This is a genomic window from Acidaminobacter sp. QWL-03 (genome assembly GCF_058683855.1).
The window spans coordinates 1,502,825-1,516,453 of the sequence record NZ_CM178752.1 but is presented as its reverse complement, the minus strand read 5'-3'; the positions used below and the strand labels follow the sequence as shown (position 1 = coordinate 1,516,453).

Here is a 13,629-nt window from a genome sequence, read left to right as displayed (position 1 = left end):
AAGATGGATTTAAACAGATTGACACGCACCGAAATGGTCATAGGCGCTGATGGTCTGGACATCCTTAAAAATGCCCACGTGGCTATCTTTGGCATAGGCGGCGTGGGTTCCTTTGCGGCTGAGGCGCTGGCGAGGTCCGGCGTTGGCCGCCTGACCCTCGTCGACTTCGACCGGATTGCGCTGACGAATATAAACCGCCAGCTCCATGCCCTTGACACGACCATCGGCCAATACAAGGTTGATGTCATGAAGGAACGCATCACCCTCATCAACCCGGAGATTCAGGTGAGCGCAGTCAAGCAGCGCTATGACGCGGACACCTCTGAAGGGATTTTTGCCGATGGTTTCGATTTCGTCATCGACGCCATAGACATGGTCACGTCAAAGCTGCACCTGATCGTGACCTGCCAGGAACGCGGCATTCCGGTGGTGAGCTCCATGGGCACCGGCAACAAGCTGGACCCGACCCGGCTGGCTATGGCGGACATCTCCAAGACCTCGGTCTGCCCTTTGGCGAAAGTCATGCGCAAGGAACTGAAAGCACGCGGCGTGCAAAAACTCATGGTCGTGTACTCCACAGAATTGCCGGTAGAACCCCAAAATTTAGACCCGAATACATCAAACCCCAGAAAGGTTACACCGGGGAGTATATCTTTTGTGCCCCCTGTATCGGGCTTTTTCATGGCGTCCTACGTGGTTCGGACCTTGATCAAAAAGTAACAAAAAACCTAAAAGCCTTGATTTATCTGAGATCGGCATGTATAGTTAACATAACAAATTTGCCGATGGAGGATATTATGATTAAAAAGGTGATGACATTGCTGCTGATTGGCGGCACATTGGCGCTAGGCAGCGGCTTTGCAGACGTGGCGGAGCACTTTAAACAGCCCGTCTATAAATTAGGTTCCGTAAGCAAGGACGTCTACTGGCTGCAGCGGGCACTGAACGACGCAGGCTTCTACAAGGACCATGCGTACACATTAAACTACGGTCCGACGACCCAGCAAGCTGTGACGGCTTATCAAAAAAGTGTCGGACTGACAGCAGACGGCGTTGCAGGCACAAGTACTCTGGCTCAACTTCAGGCGGAGGACAGAATCCCTGAAGTCAAACGGGGGACCTATAAATTTGGAGATACCGCCAAAAGCGTTTACTGGATTCAATCGACGTTAATGCAGTTTGGCTATCTGGACATCGACAAGCCAACCGAGTTTTATGGCGCCATGACCGAAGAGGCAGTCAAGACCTTCCAGATGAAATTTAACATGACGGTGGATGGCAACGCGGGTGAACCTGTTCTTGCCAAGATGGCTGAGCTGGGGTACATATTGCTGACAACTACAGACGGCATAGCTTCAGCTGTATTTGAACAGACGGTCATTTCAAGGGGTGTCGGCGAGCGACGAGTGGGCGAATACGTCACCTGGAATGACATTCAGGGATCGTTGAAGCGCGGCTCTACGGTTCTGACGCTGGAGGACTTTAAGACCGGTGCAATTTTTAAAGTAAAAGTCACCTACGGCGGCGTTCATGCGGACATTGAGCCTGTGACAAAAGAAGACGCAGAAATTATCAAAAAGCTTTGGGGCGGTACCTACAACTGGTCCCGCAGAGCAATTCTGGTTCATTTCAATAACCGTATTATTGCAGCCTCTATGAATGGCATGCCCCATGCGGGCCTTGAAAATCAGCCTGAGGGCAAATACATCAACGACCGCTCTGCCGGATATGGTTACGGTTACAATTTCGACATGGTCAAGAATAACGGCGTCTCCGGACACTTTTGTCTGCACTTCAGGGACAGCAAGCTCCACAGCACCAGAACCAAGGATCCAAAACATCAAGAGATGGTAAGGGTTGCAGCGGGATTGTAAAGATGGACATAGGTCCATCTTTTCTTTTACGTCAATATCGTGTATATTCATTAAAAAAGGAGGTGGCAGCTTGGTAGATTATAGTATGTTTGATATTCTTGGCCCGGTGATGATTGGACCTTCGAGCTCCCATACCGCAGGAGCGGCCAGAATAGGAAAGATGGCGCATAAATTCGCAGGTGACGACATTAAAAGTGTGGATTTTTATCTTCATGGCTCCTTCGCTAAAACCTATCGAGGCCACGGAACGGATAAAGCCCTGCTGGCTGGTGTTCTGGGCTTTGGCGAGAGTGACGACCGGCTTAGAGAAGCCTTTGAGATCGCCGCTCAAAGGGGCGTTGCCTACAGTTTTCAGGAGAAAGATCTCGGCGATTTGATGCACCCGAATTCTGTCAAGATTGTCATCAGACGCACGGATGATTCGGAAGTGGTGCTGATTGGGTCGTCCATCGGCGGAGGAAATATAAACATTGTGCATCTCAACGGGATTGACCTCACAATCAGCGGTGAGCACCCAACTATTATTGTCAGACATAACACGAGCAAAGGCATCATTTCAGGCATGACCAACATCCTGATGGCTTGTAATCTAGATGTTCTGTACATGAGTTTTCACAAGAAAAAGAATCGTGATGACGAGGGCGTCATGGTGATTGAAGTTTCGGATGTTGTCAGTGACGAGGCATTGCGCGCAATTCGCACATTTCCGGGCATTGTCGATGTCTATCTGATATGAGAGGTGACTTATGACTTATAGATTTACAACCGGTGAAGAACTTCTGGAAATTTGCGGCGAGAAAAAGATGACTATTGCTCAGGTTATGCTGGCAAGAGAATTGGAAATGTCGAAAAGAACCGCAGAGGAAATCCGCGGACAGATGCTGGACAGTCTGGGCGTCATGAAGACGGCCATTCAAGCGGGGCTGCACGAGGGTGTCAAGTCTGTCAGCGGACTGATTGGCGGGGAGGCTTACAAACTGTCGCAGTACGCCGCGACACATGAGCCGCTGTCAGGTCGGGATATGTTTCAGGCTATGACCAATGCCATGTCTGTTATGGAGGTCAATGCCTCCATGGGGCGCATTGTGGCATCTCCTACGGCGGGATCCTGCGGCATAGTGCCCGGGGCGTTAGTCTCAACCGGTCTCAGGCAGGGTAAGACTGATGAGGAATTGGTAGAGGCGCTTTTGACAGCGTCCGCGATAGGTTTTCTGTTTTCCAGAAACGCGACGGTAGCTGGTTCTGAAGGCGGATGTCAGGCTGAGACCGGCACGGCCTCCGCTATGGCCTCTGCGGGCATTGTGGAAATGATGGGCGGCAGTCCTGCGGCCGCGTTAAGTGCGGCATCCTTTACTATCAAGAATATCCTGGGACTGGTTTGTGATCCAATCGCCGGATTGGTGGAATGTCCCTGCGCGAAGCGGAACGCGTTGGGTACGGCGAATGCCATTCTTTCGGCAGACATGGCCCTGGCGGGGTTGGAAACAGCGATTCCATTTGATGAAGTCGTGGACGCCATGTACCGAGTTGGCAAGGTTATGTCTCCGACCCTCAGAGAAACGGCCATGGGCGGACTCGCGGCAACACCAACAGGCATTAGGATCGCTGAGAGAATCTTTGGGCCGGGACATGGCCGGGGTTAATCAATCTGACCAAAGAGAATAATGGGATCTCACATAAAAGTCTCGGACCGTTGGTCTGGGGCTTTTTTTGTGGGTGTGCAAGAGGGGGTGGTGACTGATGGAACCGGGTGACTGCGTCTTTTAGCCTATCGACCCCGCCTTTTCAGGGTTGGCTTTACCTAATATGCTAATCTGAGTGCTAATCTTTTGCAAATCCATGGTGATGGAACTGGGTGTCTGACACCCAGTTCCATCATGGCAGTCGCCTCAATCCACGTTTGTTAAAAAATCATTAAGATCTTAAGAATCATTTAATCTATAGTGTTTAACTGAGTACCTTGTAAAACAAGATAGCATATGGTATGATCATGCTGTAAAGAAGAGGAGGTTAAACCTATGGAAAGAAAATTGTATCGATCGCGGGAAAATCGAATGTTGTTTGGCGTCTGTGGCGGCATTGGCGATTATATAGGCGTTGATCCCACTGTCATTCGACTTGGCATGATCCTGATCGGTTTTGCGGGTGTCGGAATTTTGTTTTATATCGCCGCAGGATTGATTATTCCGGAAGCGCCGAGACGTGAAAGCAGGGGCTACAGCGGCGGCAACACTGCCCGAGGCAGACGCGAGGAAGAAAGCTTTGATCCTGTAGCCGGGGCGAAACCCGAAGTAAAACCCGAAGTAAAACCCGAAGTAAAACCCGAAGTAAAACCCGAAGTAAAACCTGAAGTAAAACCTGAAGGGCATTCAGAACCTGAAATAATCCCGGTACCTGAATCTGCCGGCAGTGAAGCGCAGGACAAAACGGATTCGGTCCTTGAGCAAAGTGAACCAACTATTAAGTCGAACGAGGAGGTCTAATCATGAAACGACTATATCGATCCAACAATGATGTCGTCATAGCCGGTGTATGCAGCGGCGTAGCTGAATATTTCAACATAGATCCCGTGATTGTGAGAATTCTGTGGGCGGTCATGGTCATCTTCGGAGGCACCGGTCTCCTGGCGTACATTATATGTGCCATTGTCATCCCAAAGCGCCCAGTGGGTGATGTCGGTTATGAATTCGTTCAAGAGGATCAAAATTATGACAGCATTGATCCTGCGTCAACGGGCGCCAGGAAAACCCATGAATTCAACAATGACAATGCCCGGCTCATCATAGGTCTCGGTTTTATTGGACTGGGCGCATTGCTGTTCTTCAGACAGATCCTGCCGTGGTTTGATTTCTCCTTTATTTTGCCGGTTGTACTCATTCTTATAGGTGGATTGATCGTCATGAAAGGCAGAGGTGATTGAGATGGACGAGCAACAACGACCTAATCCATCAGTGCAGCAAGGACAACCCAAAACGGAGTCACAGACGGGTTCTTATTCAAAAAATGGTGCGGCGCTGACCGCCGCCGAGATTGAAGAACGGGATAAAGCGCTTCGCAGAAGACGCCACAAACAGATTGCAGACGGTATAGGCGTCGGTCTTACCTTTATAGCCATAGGCGTTGTCTGGCTTTTAGTTAAGTTTGGGTATATCAACATCTCCATAATCAGCGCCCTGTTCGATCTTTGGCCGCTTGTCTTTGTTGTCATAGGCGTCAACATTATTTTCAGGAGATTTCCATACATTAGCCTCATAACTTGGGTGCTGTTCATTGCGGCAATTCTTCTTTATGGCACAATGGTGGGCAGTCGGAACCGCGATTTCGATTTCTTTGGGATGACGTTGCCGTGGACTATTGTCGAGCGCGGGGACAGAAATGCGTCGGACTGGGTTTCGGGAGTTACCAGCGGCAGCTTCGATATAGCTGATTTGGATGGCGTCGAAAAAGCCAGCGTAGATATTGCGCTGCCGGCAGGAACTTTTAAGGTCGGGGTAACAGACCAAAGCGCCATGTCCTATGTGGTGCCCGGAAAGCTATACCAGGTTGGAAGCCGCAGGAGTGACAATGCCATTGCTTATAACTTTAATCCTGAAGAAGGTCTGCGTTTTGATGACGTTCACGAAAAACTGGATTATGATCTCTATTTAAATCCTAAGGTCAAATGGGACCTTAAAATTGATGCCGGTGCTATGGACAGCGATATGAGCCTGGACAAGATCCCGGTGGAACGACTGCAGATCAACATGGGCGCCGGTGACCTTGATCTCAGCATGGGGAACCTGGTTGAACGATCAACCGTAGAAATCAATTGCGGTGCGACCTCCATCCGCCTTGTGGTACCGGAGGGGGTCGGCGTCAGCGTTGATTACAAGGGTATTGTGGGTGACCAGTCCCTTTCAAGAAATGGCTTCATCAAAGAGGATGGCATCTATTATTCCGAGGGTTACAACCAGTCCGGGGAGCAAATTGATCTGGTGATCAAATCTGCAGTGGCGGAGATTGATGTCCTATTTAATTGAACCGCTCAGAACAGTCATCTTTTAAACGCAGGGATTCAGTGAGATTGATAAACATCTAAGATTGTACTTTTCAACGGAAAAGGCCGCTTCGATCAACGAAGTGGCCTTTTAGACTTACTTCAGTATCCCAAATGCTTTGTTGACGTTTTGTGTAAAAAGGATACCATTTCCAGGCAAATCCATTTTGAGTTCAGAATTGATTTTATCTACAATCAAATCAATCTTTTCACCCTTCTCCAGAATGATGATTATTTCCTTTTCTGGTTCAATGTCCATCGCGAATATTTTGCTTGTTTCGTGAATGCCTGAACCTCTTGCATTAATTATGGTTCCACCGGTTGCGCCAGCCTGAGTCGCTGCATCTATGACCTGTTCTGCTTTTCCTTTATCGACAATTATAGTAATAAGTTGATACTTCATATGATTCCCCACCTTTTTTACATTCTGGACCTCGCATTCAAGACAGCGGGTTCCTAAAACCTCTGATATAAGCAGTGTGAAAATAATGCCATGATTTGGTTTTCCAAAACTGAATTTATGATACAGTGATTTTAGAACACAGGAAGCTACCTCTGTGGAGGCGGCCATAAGAACAATTTCTTTTCTTATATCGGTAATGGATAAAAGATTCAGAATTGTGTTGTGAATGGTCCCTTTTCCAAGAAAAATCGTACCACCTGTTACACCGCATTTTTTGGAAACGTGCAATACCTTGCTTCCCAAACCAAAGGGAACAACGGCGACGATCAATTCATTTTTTGATTGGACTACTTTTAAACTCATGTCTCTTCAAACCTCCTTCCTGGTGTTGTATTTGAATATTAAACCTAGTATTTGCAAAGTGATCAGGGGTGCCAAAGCGACCATAGCAATCATTCCAAAACCGTCCACTAGAACGTTTGCTCCGTCAATCGCTTGTGCGGCGCCATGCGTAAATGCTAAGATAAAGGTCGCTGTCATAGGTCCCGAAGCAACACCACCTGAATCAAATGCGATTCCAACAAAAAGTTTCGGGGTAAAATACGTCAGAATAATTGAAACAAGATATCCGGGAAGCAAATAATGCCATAGTTGAAGTTCTGGTATGAGAATTCGAAGCATGGACAATGAGATAGCAGCGCCTACACCAATAGCCAAAGTCCATGTAATTATTTTTTGTCTGACATAACCGCTCGTAACTTCTTCAATTTGTTTTGTTAATACATAGACTGCCGGTTCTGCCAGTATAGTCACAAAACCTAAACAAAATCCAACTGCTGGGAGATAAGCGTTGTTTTGCAATGAGGCAATGCCAAATCCGATGAGATTGCCTGTTTCCATAAAACCGGCTCGAACGCCAAGCATATAAATAACTAAGCCAATGTAAGTCAAAAGAAGTCCCATTGTGATTTTACGAAATGATTTTCTGGATAGATGAAGGGAAAATTTATGAGTAACTAAAAATATAATCAGAATAGGCAATAGTGCAAAGAAACTTTCTTTTGAAATCGAAAGAAACTCATTGATGAACACTTCGATAGTGGATTCTGGCAAATGAAGCTCAAAGTCGACCTCAGCTTGGAATGCATTTGATTTTGAAATCAAGTTTGAGATTAGAACTGTAAGTATGGCACCTGTTGAAGTGATGGCCACCAGACCGAAGCTGTCTTTTTCAGATGCCTTTATGTCTTTCTTTAAATCCGAAATACCAATGGCTATAGCCAAAATGAACGGAACGGTCAGTGCGCCAGTAGTAGCGCCGGAGGCATCAAAGGCAATGGCAAGAAATTCTCTTGAGACAAATGGTGATATAAGCAAAATAAAGCCATAGATCGCGGTCAGAATTAGATATAGTGGTATGTTGTAAACAATCCTTATCAGACCAAATGACATCATGAAAGCGATCCCGACTGAAACGATTAATACAGTACTTGTTTTCGAAACTGCTCCTGAAGTAACCAACTCGACTTCTCCCGCAAGTATATGCAGGTCTGGTTCGGCGATAGAGATTACGAATCCCAGGATTATTCCAGCTAGCAGCACAATGCTTATTTTGTTGGTTTTCGCAATACTGGAGCCCAGTAAACTTCCAATGGGTGTGATTCCGAGTTCAATGCCGAATAGAAAAATGGACAATCCTGAAACGATGAAGATCGCGCCTATTAGAAATCTGATGAGGACTGGAGACGCCAAAGGTGTTAGTGTGAAATTTAATAAGATCACAATGACAGTAATAGGTAAAACGGAAAAAACAACCTCTTTAACTTTCGCAATCAATACATTCAATCCATATCCCCCCTTTTTCAGAATAGGACCTAACGGTAGGATTCATTCAATCATCTATTTTCAAACTGCGGACTGAATTCTTATACTCATTTTGATGCTTCAACTTTTCAATAACTTCTTTATGTTGCTTTCTCGATAATTTTTTTGTGGCTTTCTTAGGTGGGTTTTGTAATATTCTGTAATTTGCTGAGACGAAATAGTACACAATATAAACCTCCTTCAGGGCGGTACACATAAAATTTCACAAATATTTTTTGTGATCTTTCGATGAGGTCCACTTGAATGTTATTGTATTTGCGTATACCCAGTAATATTGGTAACGTCCCAAGTTTATAAGCGTGGCTTTCAATAAAGTTCCTGTGTAGACCATTCAAATTTGGGAATACTAGAAATATATTATTCTGGTATTCTCTCTGGTTTTTTGTGGGGCTTCGTCGTCGGACAGATAGGTGGGATGTCATATGGGTTCTTATGAGCATAATATCAAGGTCATCAACGATCACAGACATAGAGGGTATCTGGAAGGCGAGATTGACGGCATGCTTTGGTTTGCGATTGTACATGAAGAGCCGGTGGAGACCGGCATTGACCCAGAGACTATGAAACGGGGCATGGGCCGCGTGACCCGTCTGTGCATTTATCAGGATTCATCCTCCGTGGATGGTAATCCTTATTTGCCCTCCATGAGCATTAAACGGATTGTCTATGTAAATTATCAGCGGGACTGGAGCATATTTCATTACGACTTCAGAAGTATGGCCCGCGAATTGGTGGGGTATCTGGAACGCCGGTGCTGTATGCATCTTCTGAAATAGTGCGGTAAAGAATAAAGGCGCGCAGCCGATGGTCACAATTTACACGCCATCACGTTTCGTGGTGTCTATGGTCGTGGCGGCGCCTATTGCGGCTTACGCCTATTGCGGCTTACGCCTATTGCGGCTTACGCCTATTGCGGCTTGCGCCTATTGCGGCTTACGCCTATTGCCTCCTTGACTAGTGGGCTTGCTTCTTGTATAATGTGCTCAGCATACTAAATGAAGAATGTGATTATGTCTGCGATTGGATGACCATCGGCAGGCAGAGCACTTAAAACGCTGAGAAACAGAGGAGTAAGCCTTTACAATGTGTTCAGAGAGAGTGTCCATGGCTGGGAGACACTTCGCGGGTTGTGAGGCTGAAGGTCGCTGTGGAGCGGCTGGCGCGAAGCTTTTGAGAAGCCAAGCGCTGGACGGGTGACGCCGTTTGACGTCAATGGAGGTGCCGCGAAGCGGAGTCTCGGTCGCGTGCCATGCATGCTGAGTCGGGATGAGCAGACGGAACTGGGGTGGTAACGCGAATAGACTTCGTCCCTTGATTGGGATGGAGTTTTTTTATTTCCCAAAAATCGGCAAAGGTCGAAAAAGAGAATTTGAGTCGGGAGTGAACAGTGTGGAAGAGAAAAACATTGAAAAAATGACGCAAGAAATGAAAGGCGCGGGTGAAATGGGCAAAACTTATGATCCCAAAGCCTTTGAGGACAAAATTTACGCAGGGTGGATGGATAAGAAGCAATTTAAGGCGGAGGTCAATCCGGACAAGAAGCCATACACCATTGTGCTGCCGCCTCCTAACATTACGGGACAGCTGCACATGGGCCACGCCCTTGATCAGACCCTACAGGATATTCTGATTCGCTGGAGGCGCATGCAGGGCTTTGAGGCCCTCTGGCTGCCGGGAACGGACCATGCCAGCATCGCTACCGAGGTCAAAGTGGTTGAGAAGATCAAGAAGGAAGAAGGCCTTAACAAGGAAGAGGTTGGTCGCGACGGCTTCCTGGAGCGCGCCTGGGCATGGCGTGAGGATTACGGCCGCCAGATCGTCAACCAAATGATGAAGCTGGGAAGCTCCTGTGACTGGGACCGCGAGCGCTTCACCATGGACGAAGGCTGTAACCAGGCTGTGACCGAAGTCTTTATCCGCCTTTACGAAAAAGGTTTGATTTATCGCGGAAACCGTCTGATCAACTGGTGTCCGGACTGTATGACCACGCTTTCAGACGCTGAGGTCGAACATGAAGAGAAGCAAGGTGCGTTCTACCATATCAAATACTACCTCCAGGATTCAGAGGACGATTACCTCGAAATCGCGACGACCCGCCCGGAAACCATGCTGGGCGACACGGGCATAGCGGTGCACCCGGAGGATCCGCGCTATGCCAAATACGTTGGCAAAGTGGCAATCCTTCCCCTCGTTGGCAGAGCTCTGCCGATAGTCGCGGATGCCTACGTCGACCGCGAAGTCGGTACCGGCGCGCTCAAAGTTACGCCCGCTCATGACCCTAATGACTATGAAATTGGCAAACGCCACAATTTGGAGACCGTCGAAGCCATGAACTTCGATGGGACCATGAACGCTGCCGCGGGTGAATTCGAAGGCATGGACCGCTTCACCTGCAGAAAAGCCGTCGTCGAAAAGCTGAAAGCCTCAGGTCATCTCATTGAAATCAAAGAGCACCAGCACAACGTCGGCACATGCTACCGCTGCCATACGATTATTGAGCCAATGCTGTCCGACCAGTGGTTTGTCAGCATGGAACCTCTCGCGGGGCCGGCAATTGATGTCGTCAAAAATAATACTTTGGAGTTTGTACCAGAGCGCTTTACGAAAATTTATATGCACTGGCTCGAGAATATCCGCGACTGGTGTATCTCCAGACAGCTCTGGTGGGGTCACCGAATCCCAGCCTACTACTGTGAGCATTGCGGTAAAGTCGTTGTGGCCAAGGAGATGCCGGACACTTGCGCGGACTGCGGCGGCACAAACTTCCGACAGGACGAGGATGTTCTCGATACTTGGTTCAGCTCGGCACTTTGGCCTTTTTCAACTTTGGGCTGGCCTGAAAAGACACCTGATCTCGATTATTTTTATCCGACCAGTGTTTTGGTTACCGGCTATGACATCATTTTCTTCTGGGTTGTCCGTATGGTCTTCTCAGGTCTTGAAGCTATGGGCGATATTCCGTTTGACAAAGTATTCATCCACGGATTGGTCAGAGCGGCGGATGGTAAAAAAATGTCCAAGTCTCTCGGCAACGGTGTTGACCCGCTGGATATCATTGACCAGTTCGGCGCTGACGCGCTGCGCTTTATGCTGGCGACTGGCAACAGCCCGGGCAATGATCTTAAATTCCAGATTGACCGCGTCGAGTCCAGCCGGAACTTCGCGAACAAGTTGTGGAATGCTTCCCGCTTCGTTTTGATGGGCATTGAGAAAGATCCGGGCGCTCTGGACGGCTCTGAAACGCTGACTCTCGCGGACCGCTGGATTCTCTCAAGACTGTCACAGCTGACGTCTGAATCAACGGAAAACCTAGAAAAGTTTGAGCTTGGTGTCGCTGCCAATAAGATTTATGAATTCGTCTGGAACGAATACTGTGATTGGTATATTGAAACCGCGAAAAAGAGACTTTACGGTGAAAATCCGGAGGAAAAAGAAACCGTTCAGAAAGTCCTTCTGTCTGTACTCAGAGATATTCTGAAGCTGCTTCATCCGTTTATACCGTTTATTACAGAAGAGATCTGGCAGCACCTTCCATCCAAGGAGGATGACCTGATTGTGACGCCTTGGCCGGTTGCAAATCTGGGTCATGTGGACGGCGAAGCTGAGCGTGCCATGGAGATTTTGATGGACGCCATCCGCAGCATCCGAAACTCGCGGGCTGAAATGGAGGTCGCGCCGTCCAGAAAAGCCAGACTTATTGTCAAGGTGACGCCGGAACTCATGCCGGTCTTCCTGAATCAAAAGGCCTACCTCGAAAGCCTTGCTTCAGCCTCTGAAGTTCGAGCGTTTGTCGAAGGTGAGATCGTAGAAGATGCTGTTTCAGTAGTTGTTCCAGGCGGAGAATTGCTTATGCCGCTGGACGACTTGATCGACTATAAAAAAGAGTCCGAGCGTCTTGAACGAGAAGTGAAGAAGCTGACAGGGGAAATTGATCGCATTGACTCTAAACTGGGCAATGCAGGCTTTGTCGCTAAAGCGCCGGTGCAGCTGGTTGAGGAGGAGCGTGCAAAGCGCGTGACACTGGCAGAAATGCTGACCCTTTCTCAAGACAGACTCGACAAAGTCAAATCCAAACTCAAATAGGAGAGAAGCGGCATGAATGTTCGTGAAGCGATCGATTATATCCACAGTACCTATCAATTTGGCAGTAAGCTCGGCCTCGATAATATAACACAACTTCTCAGTTATATGGGCAACCCTCAGGACCGCCTGGCTTATATCCACGTCGCCGGGACAAACGGCAAAGGTTCCACGTCGACTATGATCTATTCAATTTTAAGAGCTCAGGGCTACAGAGTGGGGTTATATACGTCGCCCTACCTGGAGGTGTTCAATGAGCGCATCAGGATCAATGGGGAGAACATTGATGATCAGTCATTGGCAGAGGTCGTTTCTTTTGTCAAGAATCATGTGGACCGCATGCTGAGTGAAGGCTGCAGCCATCCAACCGAATTTGAAATCGTCACCGCGGTGGCCTTTGAGTACTATGCCAGACACAAAGTGGATTATGTGGTGCTGGAGGTCGGCCTGGGCGGCCGACTTGACTCCACCAATGTCATCAAGAAGCCTTTGGTGTCCGTGATTACGCCGGTGGATCTCGATCACGTAGAATATTTGGGGGACACGCTTGACAAAGTTGCTTTCGAAAAGGCGGGCATCATCAAGTCGGACTCGGTTTGCGTGATTCATCCTCAAGCGCCGGAAGCGTTGTCTGTCATTGCGTCCCGCTGTCAGGAGCTTGGCACGCGTCTTGTAGTGGCGCCCTGCCAAGAGGCGGCGATTCAATCTGCTACACTAGAAGGGACCGTCTTTAAACTTTTCGACAATGCTTACTGCTTAAAGCTGATTGGCGACTATCAGGTCAACAATGCCGTAGTGGCGTTGACCACAGCGGAAGCCCTCAGGGAAGCTTACGACATTGAAATCTCGGACAATGCGATCCGGGACGGGCTGGCGGCTGCAGTCTGGCCTGGCCGTCTCGAAGTCATGTCCCATGAACCGCTGGTTATGATCGATGGCGCCCACAATTTCCACGGCGCTTCCGGCCTGGCGGCAGCTGTAAGGCGGCTTATGCCGGATCGGCGAATTGTCGCTGTCGTTGGTATTCTTGGGGATAAGGATATCTCAGGCATGCTGAGCGTGATGATGCCGCTGGTCGATACAGTCATTGCGACTGAACCGAACAATCCGAGAAAAATGAGTGCAGAGGGTCTGGCGGAGCGCATGGCGCCTTATGGCAAGACTGTTATTGTTCGTCCGGCTATAGCTGATGCCTTGGACTTGGCGTTTGAACATTTTTCACCGGGAACACATGATGCAATTTTGTGTTTTGGGTCACTCTATATGATTGGCGAGGTCAGAACCTTGTTGAGACAGCGGCTTTGGAATGAGTAATTAGATTTACCAAGGGAGGTGAGCTTCTGTCTACGAGA

Annotated in this window: 13 protein-coding genes and 1 other annotated feature; of the genes, 10 read left to right on the top strand and 3 right to left on the bottom strand. The window is 48.3% G+C overall.

Features of this window, described 5'->3' with window-relative positions; genetic code table 11:
* The first annotated feature begins 3 nt into the window (after positions 1-3).
* The 7 genes from AC4PHM_RS06955 (at position 4) to AC4PHM_RS06925 (ending at position 5,893) form a co-directional block, all read left to right on the top strand.
* Complete coding sequence (locus AC4PHM_RS06955) at positions 4-720, top strand: tRNA threonylcarbamoyladenosine dehydratase (protein ID WP_492020175.1); 717 nt, start codon at positions 4-6, stop codon at positions 718-720.
* 77 nt (positions 721-797) lie between these two features.
* The gene (locus AC4PHM_RS06950; protein ID WP_492020174.1) at positions 798-1,874 is read left to right on the top strand and encodes a peptidoglycan-binding domain-containing protein; all 1,077 of its coding nucleotides are present in this window, start codon (positions 798-800) and stop codon (positions 1,872-1,874) included.
* A gap of 70 nt (positions 1,875-1,944) precedes the next feature.
* Positions 1,945-2,610 (top strand): L-serine ammonia-lyase, iron-sulfur-dependent subunit beta, encoded by a 666-nt coding sequence (gene sdaAB, locus AC4PHM_RS06945; RefSeq protein WP_291403179.1) that lies wholly within the window; start codon positions 1,945-1,947, stop codon positions 2,608-2,610.
* Between the two features lie 10 nt (positions 2,611-2,620).
* A complete protein-coding gene (sdaAA, locus tag AC4PHM_RS06940) occupies positions 2,621-3,517 on the top strand; it encodes an L-serine ammonia-lyase, iron-sulfur-dependent, subunit alpha (protein WP_492020173.1) in 897 nt (298 codons plus the stop codon).
* Positions 3,518-3,892: 375 nt separating this feature from the next.
* The gene (locus AC4PHM_RS06935) at positions 3,893-4,357 is read left to right on the top strand and encodes a PspC domain-containing protein (protein ID WP_492020172.1); all 465 of its coding nucleotides are present in this window, start codon (positions 3,893-3,895) and stop codon (positions 4,355-4,357) included.
* Between the two features lie 2 nt (positions 4,358-4,359).
* A complete protein-coding gene (locus AC4PHM_RS06930) occupies positions 4,360-4,794 on the top strand; it encodes a PspC domain-containing protein (protein WP_492020171.1) in 435 nt (144 codons plus the stop codon).
* Between the two features lies 1 nt (position 4,795).
* A complete protein-coding gene (locus AC4PHM_RS06925) occupies positions 4,796-5,893 on the top strand; it encodes a toast rack family protein (RefSeq protein WP_492020170.1) in 1,098 nt (365 codons plus the stop codon).
* 114 nt (positions 5,894-6,007) lie between these two features.
* Here AC4PHM_RS06925 and AC4PHM_RS06920 read toward each other — a convergent pair whose 3' ends face one another.
* The 3 genes from AC4PHM_RS06920 to AC4PHM_RS06910 are packed head-to-tail and all read right to left on the bottom strand — an operon-like array spanning position 6,008 to position 8,363.
* Positions 6,008-6,676, bottom strand: a complete 669-nt coding sequence (locus AC4PHM_RS06920; RefSeq protein ID WP_492020169.1) for a P-II family nitrogen regulator — start codon at positions 6,674-6,676, stop codon at positions 6,008-6,010.
* 6 nt (positions 6,677-6,682) lie between these two features.
* Positions 6,683-8,158, bottom strand: coding sequence for a DUF1538 domain-containing protein (locus AC4PHM_RS06915; protein ID WP_492020168.1), 1,476 nt, complete (start codon positions 8,156-8,158; stop codon positions 6,683-6,685).
* Positions 8,159-8,204: 46 nt separating this feature from the next.
* The gene (locus AC4PHM_RS06910) at positions 8,205-8,363 is read right to left on the bottom strand and encodes a hypothetical protein (RefSeq protein WP_492020167.1); all 159 of its coding nucleotides are present in this window, start codon (positions 8,361-8,363) and stop codon (positions 8,205-8,207) included.
* Positions 8,364-8,619: 256 nt separating this feature from the next.
* Here AC4PHM_RS06910 and AC4PHM_RS06905 point away from each other — a divergent pair, with 256 nt between their 5' ends.
* The 3 genes from AC4PHM_RS06905 to AC4PHM_RS06895 all read left to right on the top strand — a co-directional run bounded on the left by AC4PHM_RS06905 (position 8,620) and on the right by AC4PHM_RS06895 (position 13,591).
* The gene (locus AC4PHM_RS06905; protein WP_492020166.1) at positions 8,620-8,973 is read left to right on the top strand and encodes a hypothetical protein; all 354 of its coding nucleotides are present in this window, start codon (positions 8,620-8,622) and stop codon (positions 8,971-8,973) included.
* A gap of 272 nt (positions 8,974-9,245) precedes the next feature.
* Positions 9,246-9,512: a binding site (T-box leader), on the top strand.
* Positions 9,513-9,640: 128 nt separating this feature from the next.
* Positions 9,641-12,280: a valine--tRNA ligase gene (locus AC4PHM_RS06900; protein ID WP_492020475.1), complete on the top strand. Its 2,640-nt coding sequence runs from the start codon at positions 9,641-9,643 to the stop codon at positions 12,278-12,280.
* 12 nt (positions 12,281-12,292) lie between these two features.
* Positions 12,293-13,591, top strand: coding sequence for a bifunctional folylpolyglutamate synthase/dihydrofolate synthase (locus tag AC4PHM_RS06895; RefSeq protein WP_492020165.1), 1,299 nt, complete (start codon positions 12,293-12,295; stop codon positions 13,589-13,591).
* The last annotated feature ends 38 nt before the right edge of the window (positions 13,592-13,629 follow it).

What these genes read in the sequence shown, in the direction of transcription:
- AC4PHM_RS06955 (WP_492020175.1), top strand. Translation starts at nt 4, where the DNA reads ATGGATTTAAACAGATTGACACGCACCGAAATGGTCATAGGCGCTGAT.
- AC4PHM_RS06950 (WP_492020174.1), top strand. Translation starts at nt 798, where the DNA reads ATGATTAAAAAGGTGATGACATTGCTGCTGATTGGCGGCACATTGGCG.
- sdaAA (WP_492020173.1), top strand. Translation starts at nt 2,621, where the DNA reads ATGACTTATAGATTTACAACCGGTGAAGAACTTCTGGAAATTTGCGGC.
- AC4PHM_RS06935 (WP_492020172.1), top strand. Translation starts at nt 3,893, where the DNA reads ATGGAAAGAAAATTGTATCGATCGCGGGAAAATCGAATGTTGTTTGGC.
- AC4PHM_RS06930 (WP_492020171.1), top strand. Translation starts at nt 4,360, where the DNA reads ATGAAACGACTATATCGATCCAACAATGATGTCGTCATAGCCGGTGTA.
- AC4PHM_RS06925 (WP_492020170.1), top strand. Translation starts at nt 4,796, where the DNA reads ATGGACGAGCAACAACGACCTAATCCATCAGTGCAGCAAGGACAACCC.
- AC4PHM_RS06920 (WP_492020169.1), bottom strand. Translation starts at nt 6,676, where the DNA reads ATGAGTTTAAAAGTAGTCCAATCAAAAAATGAATTGATCGTCGCCGTT.
- AC4PHM_RS06905 (WP_492020166.1), top strand. Translation starts at nt 8,620, where the DNA reads ATGGGTTCTTATGAGCATAATATCAAGGTCATCAACGATCACAGACAT.
- AC4PHM_RS06900 (WP_492020475.1), top strand. Translation starts at nt 9,641, where the DNA reads ATGGGCAAAACTTATGATCCCAAAGCCTTTGAGGACAAAATTTACGCA.
- AC4PHM_RS06895 (WP_492020165.1), top strand. Translation starts at nt 12,293, where the DNA reads ATGAATGTTCGTGAAGCGATCGATTATATCCACAGTACCTATCAATTT.